Annotated in this window: 2 protein-coding genes; both read right to left on the minus strand. The window is 70.4% G+C overall.

Annotated features, from left to right (window positions below):
- Positions 1-9 precede the first annotated feature (9 nt).
- On the minus strand, positions 10-1,644 hold the full coding sequence (locus Q8S38_RS11100; RefSeq protein ID WP_305680472.1) for a ShlB/FhaC/HecB family hemolysin secretion/activation protein: 1,635 nt from the start codon (positions 1,642-1,644) through the stop codon (positions 10-12).
- Positions 1,641-18,602, minus strand: coding sequence for a leukotoxin LktA family filamentous adhesin (locus Q8S38_RS11105; protein ID WP_305680473.1), 16,962 nt, complete (start codon positions 18,600-18,602; stop codon positions 1,641-1,643). Before Q8S38_RS11105 ends, Q8S38_RS11100 begins: the two co-directional genes overlap by 4 nt.
- Positions 18,603-18,604: the final 2 nt, after the last annotated feature.

The following is an 18,604-nucleotide window of genomic DNA, read 5'->3' on the forward strand; positions in this document are numbered from 1 at the left end:
GGCGTGTGCTCAGAGGCTCTTGCGCAGGCTGAGCCGGACATAGAGTTCGACATCGCGCTGCGAGGCCGAGACACGTTCGAGCGCATGGCCGAAGCCGCCCTCGAGCGTCGCCCAGTCGAGCGGCCGCCAGATCAGGCCGGCGCCGACCGCGGTGGCGCGGGCCGGGGCCACGACGCTGGCATAGGTGATGCCGTGATCGAGAAAGACGAAGGCCTCCAGCTGACGCAGCGGCTCCGGCAGCACGTAATGCAGCTCCGCCTGGGCATAAAAGCCCGAATGGCCGAAGGCCGCCCCGACGGGGTATCCGCGCACCGTGGTCGGGCCGCCGATCTGGAATATCTGGTCCCCCGGCAGCTGCCTATCGCGGCTGTGCTGCCAGGCGCCGACGAGCGAGCCGTAGATGTCGTCGGTGATGCGCCAGACCGTGGTGGTATTGCCGGTCATTAGGACAAAGTCCCGCTTGTCGCCGAAGATCAGGTTCTCATGGGTCACGCTGGCCCAGTTGGCCGTCGAAGAATGCTGGAGGGACGGCAGGCTGACCGTCAGCGCGGCGCCGGCCATGAGGCGGCGATAGCGGCTGTCGACGGTGGCGATGTCGAGCTGCTTGCTGCGTCCGCTGCCCAGCCCGTAGGAGCCGGTCGCCTGCAGCAGGACGAGATCGGTCGCGAAGATGGGCTGCGACAGCGTGAGCGATGCGCTCTCCGAGACGCCTTCGGGTCTCAGCTCGCGGATCTGGCCGGCGACGATGCGATAGGCCGACCGGTTGAAACTCGCTCCCAACCGCGTCCCCCAGGGCGAGACGGGCAGCGTGTAGCTGGCGCTGCCGAGCACGCTGCCCCTGACGCGCGACCCGTAGACGATCAGGCGGTCGTCAATGCCGAGCAGGTTGTGATGCCGCCAGAACAGGGTGCCCTGATAGCGCCCGGTCGAGATCACACCCTGATTGTCGAAGGAGAGCTGGACGATGTTGCGCGCCGGCTCGGTGATCGCGAAGTCGAGATTGGTCAGCCCGAAGCTGGCGCCCGGACCGAGTTGCGCCCGGACCTGAAGATCGTTCAGCCGGTTGAACAGCGAGACGGACCGGTTCAGCGCGGGTGCATCGACCACCTCGCCCTCTCCTGCCGGAATCTGCGCCCGGATGTACCAGGGCCAGGTCTGGACGGCGCCGGAGAGGCCGACCGTGCCGAGGCGTCCTTCGACCAGGCCGATCGTCAGCACGCCGCCATCGAGCTTCTGCGGCGGCAGCACGGCGCTGGCCGTGATCAGCCCCCGCTCCGCATAGAGATCGTTGACCGACTGCACGATCGCGCCGATCGCGGCGAGATCGACCTCGCGACCGACATGCCGGGCGCGGATCGCATCCAGATCGGCCGATGCCAGGAAGTGCGACGGCGCGAAGTCGATGCGGGTCAGCAGGATCTTCGTGCCGCCGGCCGGGAATTCGAGCCGTGGCCCGGGCGCAGGCGCGACCACACCCGGGCCGCTCTGGCGTTGCGGCCGGGTCTGGCGCTCGATGCCCAGCCTCTGGCGTTCCGCTTCGCTCTCGATCGTCCGCGACACGATCTGCGCCCGCACCGACGGCACGATGCCGCCGAATGCGAGCGCGAGAACCGCCAGCCGGGCCAGCCCTCGCGATCGGCTCAAGGCTGATCCTCGGTCTCGTCGAGGTTGACGAGGGGCTGGCCCAGCGGGAGCCCCGGAGCCCGCATTCCGTCGAGGCCCGGCACCGGACCGGGCTGGAACCCGAGGGGACCGAACACGAAGCTGCGCGCGGCATCGCGGAAGGACGGGGCGCTCCCCAGGAGAGGCCCCAGACGTTCGAGATCGAAGGTCAGCGACGCGCCCGAGGAGGGCGGGATATCGGCCACGCTGGCATCGAAACGCACGATGAAGGCGCTGGTCGTCAGGGCCTTGCCATCGATCGTGACGAAATACGACCGGTTGTTCGGGAAGAGCTGGACGTCGAAGCCGGCCCGCGGAACCGGGCTGCGGTTGTTGCTGAGGACGCTCATCACCGGTGTCGTCAGCGTGAGGCTGCCCGGAACGAAAGCGTTGCGGAGGTCGAGCCGTTGCGCGCTCGTCGTCAGACGCGCCTCGGTGGCGTCGAAGCGACCGGTCTCGAAGCGCGGCGCATCGATGCCGAGTTCGACGCTCTCGGCCGTTCGCTCACGCGCCCCCCCGATGTCGACCTGCAGGGGCAGGGTTCCGCCGGAGGGAAGCTGGACGATGTCGGCTGCGATCCGCGTGCCCAGAATGGTGATGCTCTCGCCGGCGCCGAACCGGCCCAGCCGCACCGTATCGGGGGCGGTGAATGTGGCGCGACGCGCCGCCCCGACCCCGATCGCGACGGAGCCGATGCCGCTGCGCCCGGCCTCGACGACGAGCGCGTCGGTTGCCGACAGGCGCTGAGCCGTGATCGCACCGGCCGCAACGAGCGCCGCCGACCCATCGATGGCAGCGTCACCGATAGTCAGATCACCCGATGCCGAAGCAAGGCTCAGATCGCCGCCCGTCGACAGGCTCGCAACATCCAGCCGCCCGCCTGCATCGAGCTTGGCGGAGCCCGCGGCCAGCAGCCGGCCGCCGTCGAGCGTCGCGGCAGCCGACAGCGTCACCGCTCCGGTCGAGGCGAGCGAGCCGATCGCGAGCGAACCCGCCGTCGAGACGGCCAGCACGTCGCGGGCCGCCACGGTGCCGAGAGCCATGTCGCCCGCCGCGGAGAGGGCGGCGTCGCCCGCCGCGTCGAGCTGCGTGGCCGCGATGCCGGCGCGCCGCGAGACGATGGTCAGCCCCCCGGACTCGGCACCGATGGTGCCCAGCACGATGGCCCCGTCAGCATCGATCGCCACCGCGCGCCCGGCCCCGACGGTCCCCATCGAGACCCGCTCGGCCCGGACGATGACATCGCGGCCGGCCCGCGCCGCGGCGAGCGTCATGGCGCCCGACGTCGAGAGGTTCAGCAAGCGCCCTGCCGACAGGGCATCGGCTTCGATGATGGCGCCTGAGACCGACAGGTCGCCCGCCGCGGCCACGTCCGTGCCGAGAACGATCGCTCCGGTGGCCGAAAGGCGCGCATCGTCGCCCGCCTGAAAGCCCGCCAGACGCAACGCACCAGCCCGTGCTGTCAGATTGGCGCGGCCGCCCGCCGCGAAGGAACCCGTGATATCGATATCGACGGCGCTGATCGTCGCCGCACCGGATACGCGGATGCTCCGCGCGATGAGGCTGCTGCCGGTGGACACGACGGACAGGTCGCGCGTCGCGGTCACATCGCCCAGCGTCAGGCCTGCCATTGCGAACAGAATCGCATCCTCGGCCGAATCGAGCGCATCCGCCACGATGCTCGCCCCGGTCGAGGCGATCGTCAGCCTGCCGGCCACCGTCGCCGCACTGGTGAGATCGATGGCACCACGCGCCGACAGGCTGGCCGTTCCTGCACGCAGGCTCGCCAGTTGCAAAGCGCCGTTCTGGGCTGTCAGGGTCGCTGTGCCGCCAGCGGTCAGGGCGCCGGTCATCGTGATGCTCGTCGCGGCGCTCAGGCTCGCATCGCCGGCCGCATCGAGCGCACCGGCCGTGATGCCGTCGCCTGCCGAGGTGATCGTCAGCCCGCCGGCCGTCGTCGTGGCGCCGGTCAGGTCAATCGCGCCGCTCGCCGACAGGCTCGCGTGTCCGACCCGAAGGCTCGCCAGCTGCAGCGCGCCGTTCTGGGCGGTCAGCGTCGCGGTGCCGCCAGCGGTCAGGGCGCCGCTCAGCGTGATGCCCGTCGCGGCGGTCAGGTTCGCATCGCCGGCCGCATCGAGCGCGCCCGCCGTGATGCCGGCTCCGGTCGAGGTGATCGCCAGCCCGCCGGCCGTCGTCGTGGCGCCGGTCAGGGCGACCGCGCCGCTCGCCGTGAGGGTGGCCGCCGCGCCGGACGAGAGCGCGCCGACGGTCAGCGCGCCGCCGGACGTCGCGAGCGTGGCGCTGCCGGCATTCGTCAGCGTATCGACCGTCAGGTCCCCCCCGGCGTCCAGCCGGATTGCGCCTGTGCTGGCGACGAGGGTCATCACATGCGTCGGGCCCGTCGTCGCCAGATGGATGTCCCCGGCCAGGCTGCTCGCCGACACGGATGGCGCGGCAAAGGCCAGGGCTGCCGCCGCACTGCCGATGCCCGCGCCGGCGACGAACGAGATGACGCCGCCGCTCTGGCTGGCATCGATGAGGGCGCCGGCGTCGCCGTTGCCGAGAAGGCTGCCGGCGGCGGTAAGCAGGATCGAGGCGCCGCCCACCGGCGCTACCAGCGCGCTGGTGACCGAGCCCAGGACCATGTCGCTGCCGGACGACAGCGCGACCCGGCCGGCAGCGCTGACGATTGCCCCACTGGCCATCGCGATCCGGCTCCCCGTCAGGTCGAGCGCGCCGCTCGTGGCGCGCGCCCGGCGCAGCACCTCGATGGCACCATCGGCGCTCGCCGTCAGGCTGACACCGGCCTCGAGGTCGCCGATCCTCAGCGCAGCGGGCGCTTGGCCGGCGATGGTCGGCGCCGCGAGCCAGGCCGAACCGCCGATCCGGCCCGAGATCTCGCCGGCCGCGCCGATCTGGACCGCCAGTGCCGCCGACAGGGAGCCGACATCGCCGCTGGTGTTGAGTTGGATCGTGCTGGCCGAAATTGCGACGCCCGGCAGGTAGCTCTGGATTCCCCCCGCCCCGGCAGTGAGCGAGACCGTGCCGGAGGCGAAGATGCGCCCGATCTGCGCGCTTGCCGCATTCGCCACGAGGTGGACGTCGCCCGCGGCAGCCGAAGCCGAGACCAGCCGGCCGCCGATCTGATAGGTCAGCGGCGTCGCGGCGGAGCCGATGCCGCCGCCGCCGGCGACCAGAACGAGGTCGCCGGCGGTCTGGATCTGGACGGCGTTGCGCGGCGTGGTTCCGTCCGCGCCGATCGCGACCGTGATCGCCTGTGGCGCCTGCAGATTGATGGTTCCCGTCGCGGTCACGCGGCCGATCGTCAGCGTGCCGCCGGCCGAGTTCGGGGTCGCGGTCGACTGCACATAGACGTCGCCCTGGGCGGAGCCCGAGAAGGTGCCGCTCGCATTGATGAAGAGCGGCGCCGTCTGCTTGACGTCGACCCGGACCAGCGTGACGCCGGCCGGCACCTGGTTGAGATCGGCGACCTCAACGAGGCTGCCGTCCTGCCGCTGTCCCATGATCCTGACCGTGCCCGGCGTGGTCGCGACGGCCAGCGCCGCGAGCTGGTCGCTGCTGATCGAACCGCTGCGGATATCCGAAAGCGCGACCTGCATGTCGGGCGCCAGCGAACCGATGCTGCCGGCGATGTTCAGCGTGACGTCATGGCCGATGACCAGCGCCGTGCCGTTGCCGACGACGCCGGAGGCCGGCTGCAAGGCCGATTGGTTGATCGCAGAGACGAGCTGCCGATCGGTCCAGACCGCGTCGCCCGCGATGCGGGTGGCAAGCCCCGTCGCCGCGTCGGCATCGGTGGTCCGGAAGCTGTAGTTGCTCTGGAGCGTCGCAGGCTGGAACCGCGCCTGCGTCGACCAGCCGGCGCCATAGGCCGTCTCGAAGGCGCCGGCATAGCTGGCGTAGCGCGCGGTGGCGTAGTCCTTGACCTGCTGGGCGCTGGCGGTGCGGCCGAGCGCGGCGTCGGCGAAGGCCTGGTAGAGCGGGACCGCGGCGTCGCTGAGCCGGAAGACGCCATTGACGTCGACGCTGCCATTGCGGATGAGCGCCGCGTAGAGCCCATAGGCCTGCGTCACCTGCAACTCGAAGGTGGCGATGCTGGCCAGCGCCGCAGCATCCGCACCCTCCGCCGAGGTCAGCTTCAGCGCGCGGGAGACCTGCGAAAGTTGCTCGGCGCTCAGCGCCTGCGCCGCGGTCTGGCCCGTGGCCGAGACGAGCCTGCCGGCATTGACGTCGATGCGGACATTGCCGGCGCCGCTGCTGATCTCGCCGACGCGCAGATCGCCCGTGAGCTGCGCGACGCCGATGTCGCCCAGCGCTGAGACATTGACGACGCCGTCGACGAAGGTGCCGTTCGGGAGCCGTGTCGCGACCGCCTGGAGCTTCATCAGGTTGGTCAGGGAGCCGATGCCGCCATTCTCGCTGGAGAGTGTGATGTTGCGGCCGATGACGTGGGTCGCAACCGAGGTCACGGCCTCGAGGCTGCCGGTGGCATGCACCTTGATGTCGCCATAGGCGTTCGGGTTGCCGTCGGCGCGCAGGGCCAGCACCCGGGCGCCGCCGGTGATGTCGAGATTGATTCCGCCACTGCCGGTGATGGCGCTGAGCTCGGCGCCGCTGGTCAGCGTCGCCTTGATCGCCGCCGATTGCGTGCCGATCGAGTCACGCGCGGTCAGGTTCAGGTTATTGCTGAGGATCGTGGCGTTATTCGTCTGGGTGATGCTGCCACCCGAGGCAACGATCGTCGTCGTGCCGCTCGGATTGACGATGGTACCGTTCTGCAGAACGGAACCGTTCGAGGTGATGTTGACGCGGCCTGCGGCATTGCCGGCGAAGCTGATCCCGAAGGGGTTGTCCGCCTTCACCGAGGCCGTGACCTGCACGAAGGCGCTGGTGGCGTAGTTGTAGTCCCAGACCGCCTGCGATGCGCCGGGCTGGCCGACGAAGCCGCGATCGCAGTAGTTCGGCGAGCCGCCCTGGCAGCCACCATAGCTGGCGGAATTGTTGATGAAATCGAGATGCCCGCCGGTGATCTCCTGGGTCAGGCCGACATGGGTGAGGCCGAGATTGTTGGTCAGGCGTCCCGAGACCCCCGTGGCGCTGGGCGCCTGGGCCGAGCGGGACCACCAGTAGCGCGGATCGGCGCCGGGGTTTGTGCTGGGCGACTGCGCGTCGACATAGACCCAGGGGTTGCTCGACGTGCCAGAGTTGTAGACCCAGTAGGAGACGACGTCGCGCTGGTTGCGGTTGGCGACCGTCAGGCCCACCTTCTCGAGCAGCGCCTGCTGCGTCCATTCGTAGCGCGTGCCGGCGACGGGGGTGTAGCTCGTCGTGTCGCCGGAGACGAAGACGACCGGCGCCGTGGTGCCGAGCACGGGTTGGGCGCCGTTGTTTGTCTTGTAGACGGCGATGCCGGAGCCCGGCGTATAGGCGTAGACCGTCGTGTTCGGCCCCGAGGTGATCAGGCGGTCGACGATGGTGATCTTGCTGACGCTCGCGGCGACGCCGACGCCCGTGCCGGTATTGACGCGGTTGACGACAAGGTCGAGCCCGGAGGTGTTGTTCAGGCTGACATCGCCGAAGCCGCCATTGATCTTGATCGAGCCGAGGGTGTTGGTGCTGATGATCTGGCCATCGAGCAGCACCGAGCCGCCACCCGAGGAGGCATTGACGTCCCAGAGGACCAGGCGATCGTTGGCGAGATCGTAGTAGAGTGGGACCGCGCTCTGGTTTGCCCAGGCGCCGCCCAAGGCCTCCTTGAGGCCGACTTCAACATAGCCGCGATCGAGGTAATCCTGGCGCAAGTTCCGAAGGCGCGCGGCCATGCCGGCATCGACCGTTCCCGACCAGTTGGTGATGCGTCCCGCCTCGATCGAGGCGTTGATGTTGATCGTCGTCGCCTTGATCGCGACCTGCGCGCCGTAGATTTTGGGTAGGCTGCCCGCGACTGTCGGGTTGCTCTCCCGGTAGGTCGGCACCGTCGGGATGACCCTGAAGTTGATGTCGTTGCCGATCGTGTAGCCACCGGTGCAGTTGTAACCGGAATCGGCGATGTAGCCGGCGCAGTTGCCAAAGAACTGCAGCGACCAGTTGCGTGTCGCGCCGTCGGCCTGCGTGCCGTAGAGAAAGTAGTTGAGGTTCGTTGCGCCGGCCGCAACCGCGAGCGCATTGGCAGCGGCGTAGATCGCCTCGTCGGCGCTGAAGCTGGAGGAGCCGGCTCCGCCGCCGGGATAGACGATATAGGCGCCGTATTCGCCCTGCGGCGAGCCCCCCGCATTATACATCCCGTTGGGTCCGTTCGAGGACACGGCCACGGCGCCGTTGGGAACGGTCGCGTTGAACTGGAGCGAGTCGATGCGCTGCCCCGAGAAGCCGAAGGAGCCGAGCGTGTTGTTGATCGAGACCACGCCGGCGAGGTTGGTGATGTCGCCCGCGATCAGCAAAGCCGGCCCCTGGCCGCTGCTGTCGAGCGCGCCCGCATAGGCGTTGTCGACGGTGATGACCGGCGTCGCGTCGGGGTTGCTGTTGCGCGTCAGGCCACCGGTGGCGCCGAAGATCTGGCCGCCCGTCGATTCCGGGATATAGGCCCCGCCATCCAGCACCAGATAGGCGTTGCTGCGGTTGACCACGGTGATTGAGGGACCGCCCCGGGCCGTCAACGTCCCGCTGCCCGAGACCGTGCGGCCGCCGACATAGACATTGCCACCGGCGGCATAGAGCTGGCTCAGCCGCACGGCCTTGACCGGCGCGCCGTTGACGCCTGCGATGAGCGTGCCGGCGACCGAAGCGTCATAGCGCGCATTGATGTAGGACACCGCGTCGAAGGCGGTGTTGTAGTTCGCGGTCACCGGCGCGCCGCTGACGAAGCGGATCGTCGGCGTATCGTTGACGCCGCATTGCTGCGCCGCATGGGTCCCGCAGCCGATCTCGATGCGCTGCGTGTTGTAGATGCCGGCCGTGGCCGTGCCGTTCATCACCAGCGTCGAGGAGGAGGAGGCTCCGGGGCTGCTGCTGCCGTTGGTGACGGGGATGAAATAGAGCTGGTAGCCATGGCCGGTGCCGTCGGCATTGGCGTTCAGAAGCCCGTCATAGCCGCCGAGCGTGACGTTCTGCGCGCTGGAGATGGTCGCGCCGGAGGCGACCTCCACACGGGCATGATTCTGCAGGTCGGTCGAGGCGTCGGCATCCGGCACCGCGATCAGCCCGCGCACATAGCCCAGCGCGGTTGCCCGGCCGGTGAGGCTGTTGGTCTTCAGCCCCGAGCCGTCGCGGCCGGCGGTGACGTTGACGTCGCCGAGGCCGAGCAGCGTCGCATTCGCGCCGATCGTCACGTCGTTGCGCGTCTTCACGGTCACGTTGGCATCGGCGACGCCAACGCCCGCGAGGCCGTAGGTGCTGACATAGGCGTTGGCCCGCACGTCGGCGGTCGTATAGGTGCCGAGATTGATCACGCCGAAGGAGGTCACGGTGCTGCGCAGCCCGAGCGTGACGGCGTTGTCGACTTCCGCGCTGTAGCGGGTGGTGACGCCGGCGCCCTGAAGCAGACCGCCCGTCGTCAGCGTCGCCGTGTCATCGCCGGTGAGTTCGCTCCAGGCCTGGATCAGGATCGGCCCGGGCGCCCCGGTCGGGCTCGTGCCGGCGGCCAGCACGACATCGTCGCCCAGCACGACTCGCGAGGTGCCGGAGAGGGTCGTGGTCGAGGTCGCGCCGGCGCCGTTGATGCCGCCGCCGGCCGCAGCCTGAACGGACGCGCCGAGATCGAGCTGTTCGAAGGCGTTGCGGCTCGTCAGCGAGATGGCTTGCACACAGCTCGACAGGAAGCAGCCCGCCGTGTTGGGACCGGCGGCGACGATGTTGGCGCGGGCGCCGAGCTCGGTCAGCACCGTGACGTTCGCCTCGGTCTTCGCCAGAGCGGCGCTGGCGCCGAGCGCAGCCGCCTGAAGGCTGTCGACGAGCGCGGCATAGCGGGTGGCATGGCTTGCGGCGACCGTGACGAGGCCGGTGTTGATGACGACGTCGCTGCCGAGCGAGGCCGTGACGGCGCCGTTGGCGGAGGTCGTGCCTTCGGCACCGGAGCCGGCGAAAATGCCACCGCTGCCGGCCTGCGCATGCACGATCTGGGTGTCGCTGCCCGTGGCCGCGACCGCGAGGCTGCCGCTGCCGGCGGCGTCCATCCGGACCCCGTCGCCGAGCGAGGCGGTGGTGCCGGTGTCGGCGCTGGCATCGGCCGTGACCGCGCCGATGGCGGCGACGCCGCCAAAGCTCACGCCGCTGGCCGTGGCGCCCTGGGCCGTGGTGTTGCTCGCCGCGACCGTGACGATGGCCGCAGGCAGCCGGACGAGATTGCCGACTGAGGCGGTCACCTGGGCGCCATTGGTGGCCGAGGCCCTGGTGCCGGTCGCGCTGACATAGTTGGAGCCCGACGCCGCGAGCGCCGAAGCGGCCGCCGAGAGGCCGCCGCGCGAGAAGCCCGCCGTCGAAGCGGACAGGTTGACGGCGTCGCCGAGCGTGGTGCCGAAAACCGAGCCGGTGGCGCGGACGGAGAAGGTGCCCGCCGTGAACTGCGCGACCGGGGGAAGGCCCGCATTGCCTTCGATCATCGCCTTCACGACCGGCGTGACCGTGGCGTTGGCGATGGCCGCCCCGACGGCGAGCCCGCCGGACACGGCCACACCCTGGGCCAAGGCCTTGGCGTCGGGCGACGCGTCGGCCCGCACCGCGATCGTGCCCGTACCGACATGGGCGCTGGCCCCGGTGCGGATGACGGCCTCGACGTTGGACGAGTCGGTCGCGTCCGCTCGGGCGCCGGCACCGGCCGCGAGCAGACCGCCCGCGCCCGCCACCGCCGCGGCATGGGCGGCGCCCTGGCTGCTGGCACCAAGGGTCAGCCCCGACCCGCTCAGCTGGGCGCCGGTGGCGAGACTGGCCGAAACCGTGCTGTTCGCCGTGCTCGTCGCCAGCGACACGCCGAGCGCGAGCCCGCCCGCCACCGTCGCGCCGAAGGCATCCGAGCGGCCGGTCTGGCTGTTGGCAGCGTTGACGGAGGTCGCGCCGGTGACGGTCAATGTGCCGCCGAGCCTGGCCGTCACGGTGTTGGTGAGCGAACCGGACGCGACCGCTGCGCCCGCCGCGGCTGCGAGCGCCCCGGCTCCCGCACGCGCCTCGACGCGGGCGGCCGAGCCCGCACCATCGGTCGAACTGGCGCTCAGCGCGATCGAGCCGGTGGTCACGGTGATCTGGTCGAGCGTGGCTGAGACGTTGTCGCCCACATTGGTGTAGGCGGTGGCCGCGCCGACGCCGGCCGCGCCGCCGACCCCGACGCCGGTGGCCAGGTTGGTGGTCGTCGTGAGCGACAGCGCGGTGACGGCGACCGAGCCGCTCGCGATGCTGCCGCCGGTGACGGTCGCCGCGGTGCGCGAACTGGCCGCGTCGAGCAGAGCGCTGGCGCTTTGCGAGACCGGCGCGACGATGCGGCTGCGATTGGCCGTGAAGAAGCTGTATTGCTGCGCCGCATAGCTGCGGACCTCGGCATCGGTCGCCGTCCGGCTAAGGGCCGCGCTCGCCTCGGCGCGATACGCGGCGAGGCCGGCGGTGCTCAGCGTCAGCACGCCGTTCGCGACAGTGCCATTGACGAGGAGACGGGCATAGGCGTCATTGGCGGCGCTGCGAATCTGGTCGTCCGTCGCGTTCGGCAGTGTCGCGGCAACGGTGGCGCGATAGGCGGAGACGCCGGCATCGCTCATCAGATAGGCGACGGTGCCGCCGCTGAGGGCGGCGTAGCGCTGGGCGGCCCAGTTGCGAACCTGCGCGTCGCTGGGGCTGGTGATGCCGAGCGCGGTCGCGGCCGTGCTGCGCAGGCCTGCCACACCCAAGTCGCCGAGCGTCAGCGCCCCGTTCGCCACCGTGTCGTTGGCGAGCAGCAGATCGTATTCGGCCTGCGCCGCGTCGCGCAGAGCCGTGTCCGTCATCGATGCGCCGGCCGTGCCGAGAAGGCTGCGATAGGCGGCGACTCCGCTGGCGCTCAAAACGAGATCGGCGTTACCGGCGGTGAGCTGGCTGACGCGCGCGAGCGTCCCGTCGCCATTGGCGTTGAGCTCTGCACCCGCGCCGGCCGGCGTGCCGGTGCCGACGGAGATCACCGCGACGGAGGCCCCGATGCCGGCCGAGCCGCCGACGCCGAGCGTCACCGTCCGGGCGTCGACGATCCGCTCCGACGTGGCCGAGGCCGAGACAGCGCCCGGCGCCGAGAGCGTCGAGCCTGCGATGTCGGCGAGCACGCGGCTGTCCAGGCTCGCGATGGTGGCGGCGGCGCCGGCGCCCATTCCGCCCGTCGCACCGGTTGCGGTGGTCGGCGTGATGCGCGTCGTCTCGGTCGCGGTGACGGCGACTCCAGCGGCGCTGCTTGGGCGCAGGGTCGCGACGACGCCGTAGAGCCCGGCGCGGGTCTCGTTCTCGACATCGATGAAATTGACCATGCCCGCGACGCCGGCGGAGCCGCCGGCCGCGCCGCCGGTCGCCAGCAGCGTGAAATCGTTGAGGCTACGCGCCGCCACGGCGAGCGCGCCGTTGAGGTTGAGCATGGTCTGGCCGGCGCCGCCGCCGATGGTGGCGAGCGTCGTGTTGCGGCTGGTGCCGACGGTGAAGGCACTGCCGAGCCCGACCCCGACGCCCGCAGCGCCAACCGTCGCCAGCCCGTAGAAGCCGTTGCGGCTCTCGGCGTTGACCGCGACGCGGCCGGCGGTGGCGAGGCCCTGGTCGAGCGTCGCCGCCGTCGTCGCCGCGAAGCTGTTGACGATGCCCGACGCCGCTGCCCCGGCCGCCCCGACGGCGAGGCCGATCACGGTCCCGGTGGCCGATTGCGAGGCGTTCGCCGCGATGTCGAGGGCCGTGACGCCAAGCCCGATGAAGCCCGGCGTCGTGGTGCCGAGCGTGCTGTTGGTCAACGCGGCGCGGGTGCTGCGCTGCATGATCGTGTTGGCGTCGGCGCCCGCCGCCGCGACGCCGCCGATCGAGCCGACGGTGATGAAGGTCGCGGCATAGGAATGGCTCGCGGCCTCGATCGCGACAGCCGTCGAATCCGTTCCCGAAAGACGCGTGTTGACGGCGCTGGCGTGAATCGTCGCGCTGGTGCTGCCGCCGAGCACAGTGCGGACGGGTACGACGGTGATGGCCGCCGAGATCGGGAAGATCGCGACGCCGCCGGTCACGGCATTGGCCAGGACCGATTGCTGGGAGGTGGCGACGACGCCCAGCCCATGAATGGTGCGCGCCGTCATCGCCAGCGAGGGCTGGGCGGCGCTCGGCCCGGTCGCCGTGCTCAGGTCGAACGCTGTGACCAGCTGGCCGGCTTCATAGCTCAGCGAGCCGGAGCCGCCGGCCCGCGCATCGACCGTGCTGCCGGCCCCGATCGAGGCCGCAGTCGTGCCGCCGATCGTGTTGTTGACGACCGACAGGCCGCCCGCGACGGAGGGCGCGCCCAGCGTCGCGCCGAGCGCGCCGGCCGAGACGGTGATGCGGTCCGTGTTGGCGGCAAAGAGGCCGAGATTGTTGCCGGCGAGGATGTCGGCGCCCGTCACCGTGGCGGCGACGTCGGTGGCGATGCTGTTGTTGGCGACGGAGCCGGCCAGCCCGACATTACGCGACATGGCGATGCCGATGGCGAGCGTGTCGATCGTGGCCGTCGAGGTTGCGCGCAGGACGACGTCGCCCGAGGCGCGGATCGTCGCATCGGCGACGGTGGCGTCGGCCTCGTTGGCGATGTCGCTCTCGACCACCGAGAGACCGATCGCTGCCGTGCCGATGCCGATGCCCAGCGAGCCGGCGCTGGCGCGGATCGTCGAGCTGACGGCGCCGGCGACCTCCAGGCCCGCCGCGGTGATGGACGTGGCGCTGCCGGCGATGCCGGCGCGGGCGATGTTTCCGATGGACTGCAGCACGACCGAGGCCGTGCCGGCGAAGGCACCCGTCGCAACGCCGAGCCCCACCGCGACGCCGGTGATGGTGGCGCCGTCCTGCGCGCGCACCCTGACAAAGCCGCCCGCCGTCAGGTCGACCTGGTCGATCGTGGCGAGATGCGACTGGGCGACGCGGTTGACCAGCAGCGAGACGCCGACATTGTTGGTGCCGCCTTGCGCCACGCCGGCGATGGCGACGATCGCCGCGCCGGTCGGGTTGGCGGTCCCGTTATTGGCGGCGGAGCCGGTGAAGTCGATCTGGCGGGTGTCGGTGCGGGCGAAGAGCTGGCGGCCGGTGATCAGCGCGTCGAGGGTGGCGTTACGGCTGCCATCAGACAAGACCAGCACGTCACCGCGCGTCGTGATCAAGGCGGGCGTCGTCGAGCCGCCGTCGATCATGGCCCGGATCGTCGGCGTCACGGTGTTGAAGACCAGCGAGCCTGCCAGCCCGTTGCCGCCGAGGCCTGCGCTGATCGCACTGGAGACGATGCGGCTCGCTCCCGAGGCGGTGACGCTGAGGCTCTGGACCGTGTCCAGCCGCGAGCGCGTCACCTTGGCGCTGACGGCGTCCTCGCCGTCGGGGTCGCCGATCTCGGTATAGGTCAGGGCGACGCCGATGCCGTTCTTCGCGCCGGCATAGGCGGCGCCGCCGCCGATGCCGATATCGGTCGTCTGATAGGCGTTGACCGCGACCGCGTTGGCACCGAGCGAGTAGGTGCCGGCGAGCAGCGTCGAATCCGAGATGGCCGCGGAGACACGGTCGGTCACCAGCCCGAGCGCGACCGACATCGCCGCGGCGCCGTTGCCGCCCGGCGCACCGGCGAAACCGAGCCCGACGGCGGTGATCCGCCCGCCCGCCAGCGCCTGGACGCTGGTGTTGCCGATATTGGTCAGCGTCGAGCCGGCGATATGGGCGTCGGTGCTGTTATCCAGCTTGGCATAGGCGATCGCGCCTGCGAGTGCGGCCGAGGGCGCACTCGCATTGGAGAGGTTAAGCGCGGCCGAGCCCGAGCCGATCTCGACGATGCTCGAATTCAGCGCCCTGACAGCCGTCGAGAGTGACTGAAACTTGTTTTCGATGCGCGCGCCGTCGATCCAGGCCGAGGTGCCGAGCCGGGTCGAGGCCATCGCGGCACTGCCCGCGAGCCCGAGGGAGGGACTGCCCCCGCCTTGTGCCGAGGTCGCCGCGGCGACCTTGGTAAAGAACGGATCGTCGCCGAGGACATCAATGGTTCCGTCGGAGGAGACGGGATCGATCGCCGCCGCCGCGATCGAGGCGGCTGTCAGCCGCCCCGTGGTCGCAGCCTGGATGGTGAGCGAGTCTGTTCGGATCAGCCCCTGTGTGATGCCCGTCCCGCGCAGCCTGTCGTCGGAGAGGTCGCCGGCGTTGTCGCCGATAAAGGCTCGGGTGATCGTGGTCGCATCGAGGCGTGCGACCGAGACGCCGAAGCTGCTGCCGCCGGAGCTCGCTCCCGCCAGGGCGCCGCCGAGCGAGAACAGCGAGACGAACTGCTCGGCGCGCAGATCGACGAGATCGGCGGTGATCAGCGCGCGGTTGCTGATCGAGGCGAGGGTCTGGTTGTTGAGCCCCGCCAAAGAGACCATGCCGTTGAGGGCGACGCCGGCGGAACGACCCGAGGAGGTCGCGACGACGAACATCTTGTCCGAGGTCGTCGCGGTCACCGCCAGCTCCCCGGCCGTGACGGTCGCGCCATCCGCGATGGCGGCGACGGTGCGGCTGCTGCGGCCGATGTCGAGCAGGGTCCCGCCCGCGGCCGAGCCGGCGCCGCCCTGGACACCGCCCGTGAAGCCGAAATTGCCGCCGCCGTCGATGCTGTGGACGGTGGTGTCGGCCGAGACGCTGACGGCCCGGCTCCAGGCCTGCTCGTAGCCGTCCGCCAGCGTCGTCCGCATACCCCCGCCCAGCGCGGCGGCCGTGATCGTCGCCCCGCTGGCGATATAGGCGGAAGTCTCGTTGTTGACGCGGAAATAGTCGACCGAACCGGCCAGCCCGAGCTGCGAAGAGGACGAGCTGGCATTGGCGTAGGTCGTCAGGATGTTGTTGACGACGCCGAGATTGCCGTTGAGGTGCGAGATGGCCTCCGACAGCCCGGCCCAGTCCGTCCAGGTGTTCGAGATCGGCATCTCGTTGGTCGCGCCGACGCCGACGCGGTAGGCGCTCACCGTCGCGTCGGGGCCGATATAGGCGGTCGAGTGGTGATCGTAGTTGCCGACGGCGATGCCGAAGGAGAGCGAGATCTGCGCCTGGGGGTTGGCGGCTGTCGGGTCCTTGGACGTGGAATTGGTCGAACTGTCCGCGATCAGGCGCACGCCGAAATCGGACTGGCGGCTTGCCACCGCGACATTGCCGTTGGCGTAGATGGAGGGCGCCGCTCCGCCCGCATCGGCCCCGATGAAGGCCTTGGCGCTGAGGCCACTCTCGGCGATCGCGATGGCACTGCCGACCTTGGCGGGGACGCTGCTGCTGCCGCTGCTGACCTTGCCGAGGATCTTGGTCAGGAGGTCCGACGCCGTCGAACCGGCATCGCCGGCGTTGAAGAGCGCGTTGTTTCCGACCGTTGTCGTGGCGCTGGTCGCATTCTTGGTGGTGTCGGAGACCGCCTGCACGGTGAGGCTCCCGACCTTGTTGGCGGCGCTGCCGAGCGAGGCGCCAAACTGCGCCTCCGTGGCCGCCTTGTAGTCGGAATAGGCGAAGGCGATGCCGCCGACGCTTCCCGCCGAGGCCATCGCCGTGGCCGAGGTCGAGAAGCTGTTGGTGGTGAGGGCCGAGACGCTGACGTTGGTCGCATAGCCGGCGTTGATGATCGCGCCGGAATGAACTTTGGCCGCGGTCGAGACGTCCACGGCGCCATAGGCGACCGTCGCCGCGACGAGGCTCTGCCCGGTCGTCAGCGTCAGCGCCGTGACGCCGAGCTTGATATCGTTCGACGCTCTGACGTCGAGATTTCCACCGACCGTGATCCGCGCGCCGGAGGCGACGTCCGCCTTCACCTCACCCGCGATCTCGCCGATCGAAACCGCGGCGCCCCAGGGAAAATTGCCCGAGAGCGTGATCGCCGGCAGCGAAGCCTCCTGCCGGCCGCTGGCGCTGACGACGACGTCCCGTCTCGCCTCGATCACCGCGGACGACTGGATCTCGACCTTCGACGAGAGCGTGCTGCCGACATAGGACCCGTTCAGCCCGAACATGGCGCCGCCCAGCGTCTGCGCGGCCAGCGCGACAAGCGTTTCCGCATTCGGATCGATGAAAGACGACACCGCGCGCGCATCGGCCGTCATCACGATGTCGCGGCCCATGATGGTGCCGGAGACCTTGATGCCCGCCTCGGCGTTGGCGGCCCCGGAGAGCAGCGTCTGCGATTGGCTGGCGGTGAGCGTCACATCGCCGGCCGAGAAGGCGCTGCCGGCGCTGACGCCCGCGAGCAGCTGGCCCGCGACCTCGATCTTGGGCGCTTCGAGCGTGATGTTGCCGGAGTTGCCGAGCGACGCATTGGTCGCGGAAAGGGCCCCCGCCTGGCGGTTGAAGTTGCGCGTATCGATGAGGCCGTCGCCCCGGATGGTGATGCTGTTCGTGGCCTCCAGCGACACATCCGTGCCGTTGGTGATCATGTTGGCGTTGCCGCCCGTGCCGATGACGATATTGACCGGGTCGATGTAGAGCAGGCCCGCCTTGCCGTTGCGGGCGGAGAGGTCGACGTCGATGGCGCCGAGCGTGACCGTGTCCCTGGCGCTGAGCTCGAGGAAGCCGCCATCGCCGCTCGTGCCGGCCGTTCCGCGGAAGATCGCACCGTCCGCGACATCGAGATTGGTGCCGGCGAAGACGATGGCCGAGCCCGCCTTGGCGGCGATGTCCCGCGCGGCGCTGACGTCGAGAATCGCGCCGCGATCGATCGAGATCGCGGCATCCGAGGTGATCGAGACCTTGCCGCCGTCTCCCGTGTTGACTGCTGGTTCCGCCGCGGCGGCCAGGCGAGGCAACGGGGCGGTGCCGGTCGCGGTGATCTTCGCCGCCGCGGCGATCGTGACGCCATTGGTCGAGCGGATGCTGACGGTCCCTGCGGCGCGGCGCCCCGTCGCGTTGGCGCTGAGCTGGCCCGACACACGGACCGTGTCGGCGGCGACGATCTCGATGCCGCCGCCCTTGCGGGCGACCATCGCCCCGCCATGCCGCAGCCCGGTCGTGTTGACGCTCTCGGAGAAGGCCGTGCGATGGCGCTGGCGGCGCTCGGCGACGTCGACCGGGGCGGCGTTCGCCCGGATCTGACCGGCGACGCTGACAGAATGGCCGTTCAGCGTCACGCCGCGCCGGGCATTGATCGTCCCGTCGATGGTGATCCGCCCGTCCGGCGATACCGGCACGTCATTCGCCTTGAGGCGGGTCGCCAAAGCCTCGTCGACGACCCCGTTGGGGCCGATCACCCGCTCGAGGAAGTCGCGCGTCGGCGTGTTGACGGTGAGCTGACCCGTGTTGATCACACCGTTGGGGCCGACGGTGAAGCCGGCTGAATCGGAGAAGTAGACATGGCCGCCGATCCGGCCGTTGCGATAGGAATTCAGGATGCCATCGATGACGACCGGCCCGTCCCGGACGATGTTGACCAGCACGCCGGTGTTCTGCGGCAGGTGCAGGTTGACGGTCGTTCCGGCGCCCTGCTCGAAACGCGAGAACGAATTATAGCCCGCCCCGCCGGAGATCGTCTGCGTCGTGATCGTCGTGGTCGTGCCGCTGACGGCGACGTTCGTCTGCGTCCGGCCGTCGGGCGTGATCAGGTTCTGCGCGAAGGCCGGCGCATTCCAGAGCGCCAGCGCCATCGCCTGCCCGACGAGACAGCGCTGCCGCGACGCCCGCAGCACCGAATGCAGCCGCGGCAAGCGCGGCCTGTCGGCCGCGGCGACGGCATGCGCCGCGGTGGTGTCTCGGGAGCGTGGAGCGCGGCGCGACGTCATGG

This window comes from Allobosea sp. (assembly GCF_030695125.1).
In the GTDB taxonomy this organism is placed as follows: Bacteria; Pseudomonadota; Alphaproteobacteria; order Rhizobiales; family Beijerinckiaceae; genus Allobosea.

Bases quoted from the DNA above. Each gene is read 5' to 3' on its own strand.
- Q8S38_RS11105 (WP_305680473.1), bottom strand. From the start codon at position 18,602: ATGACGTCGCGCCGCGCTCCACGCTCCCGAGACACCACCGCGGCGCAT.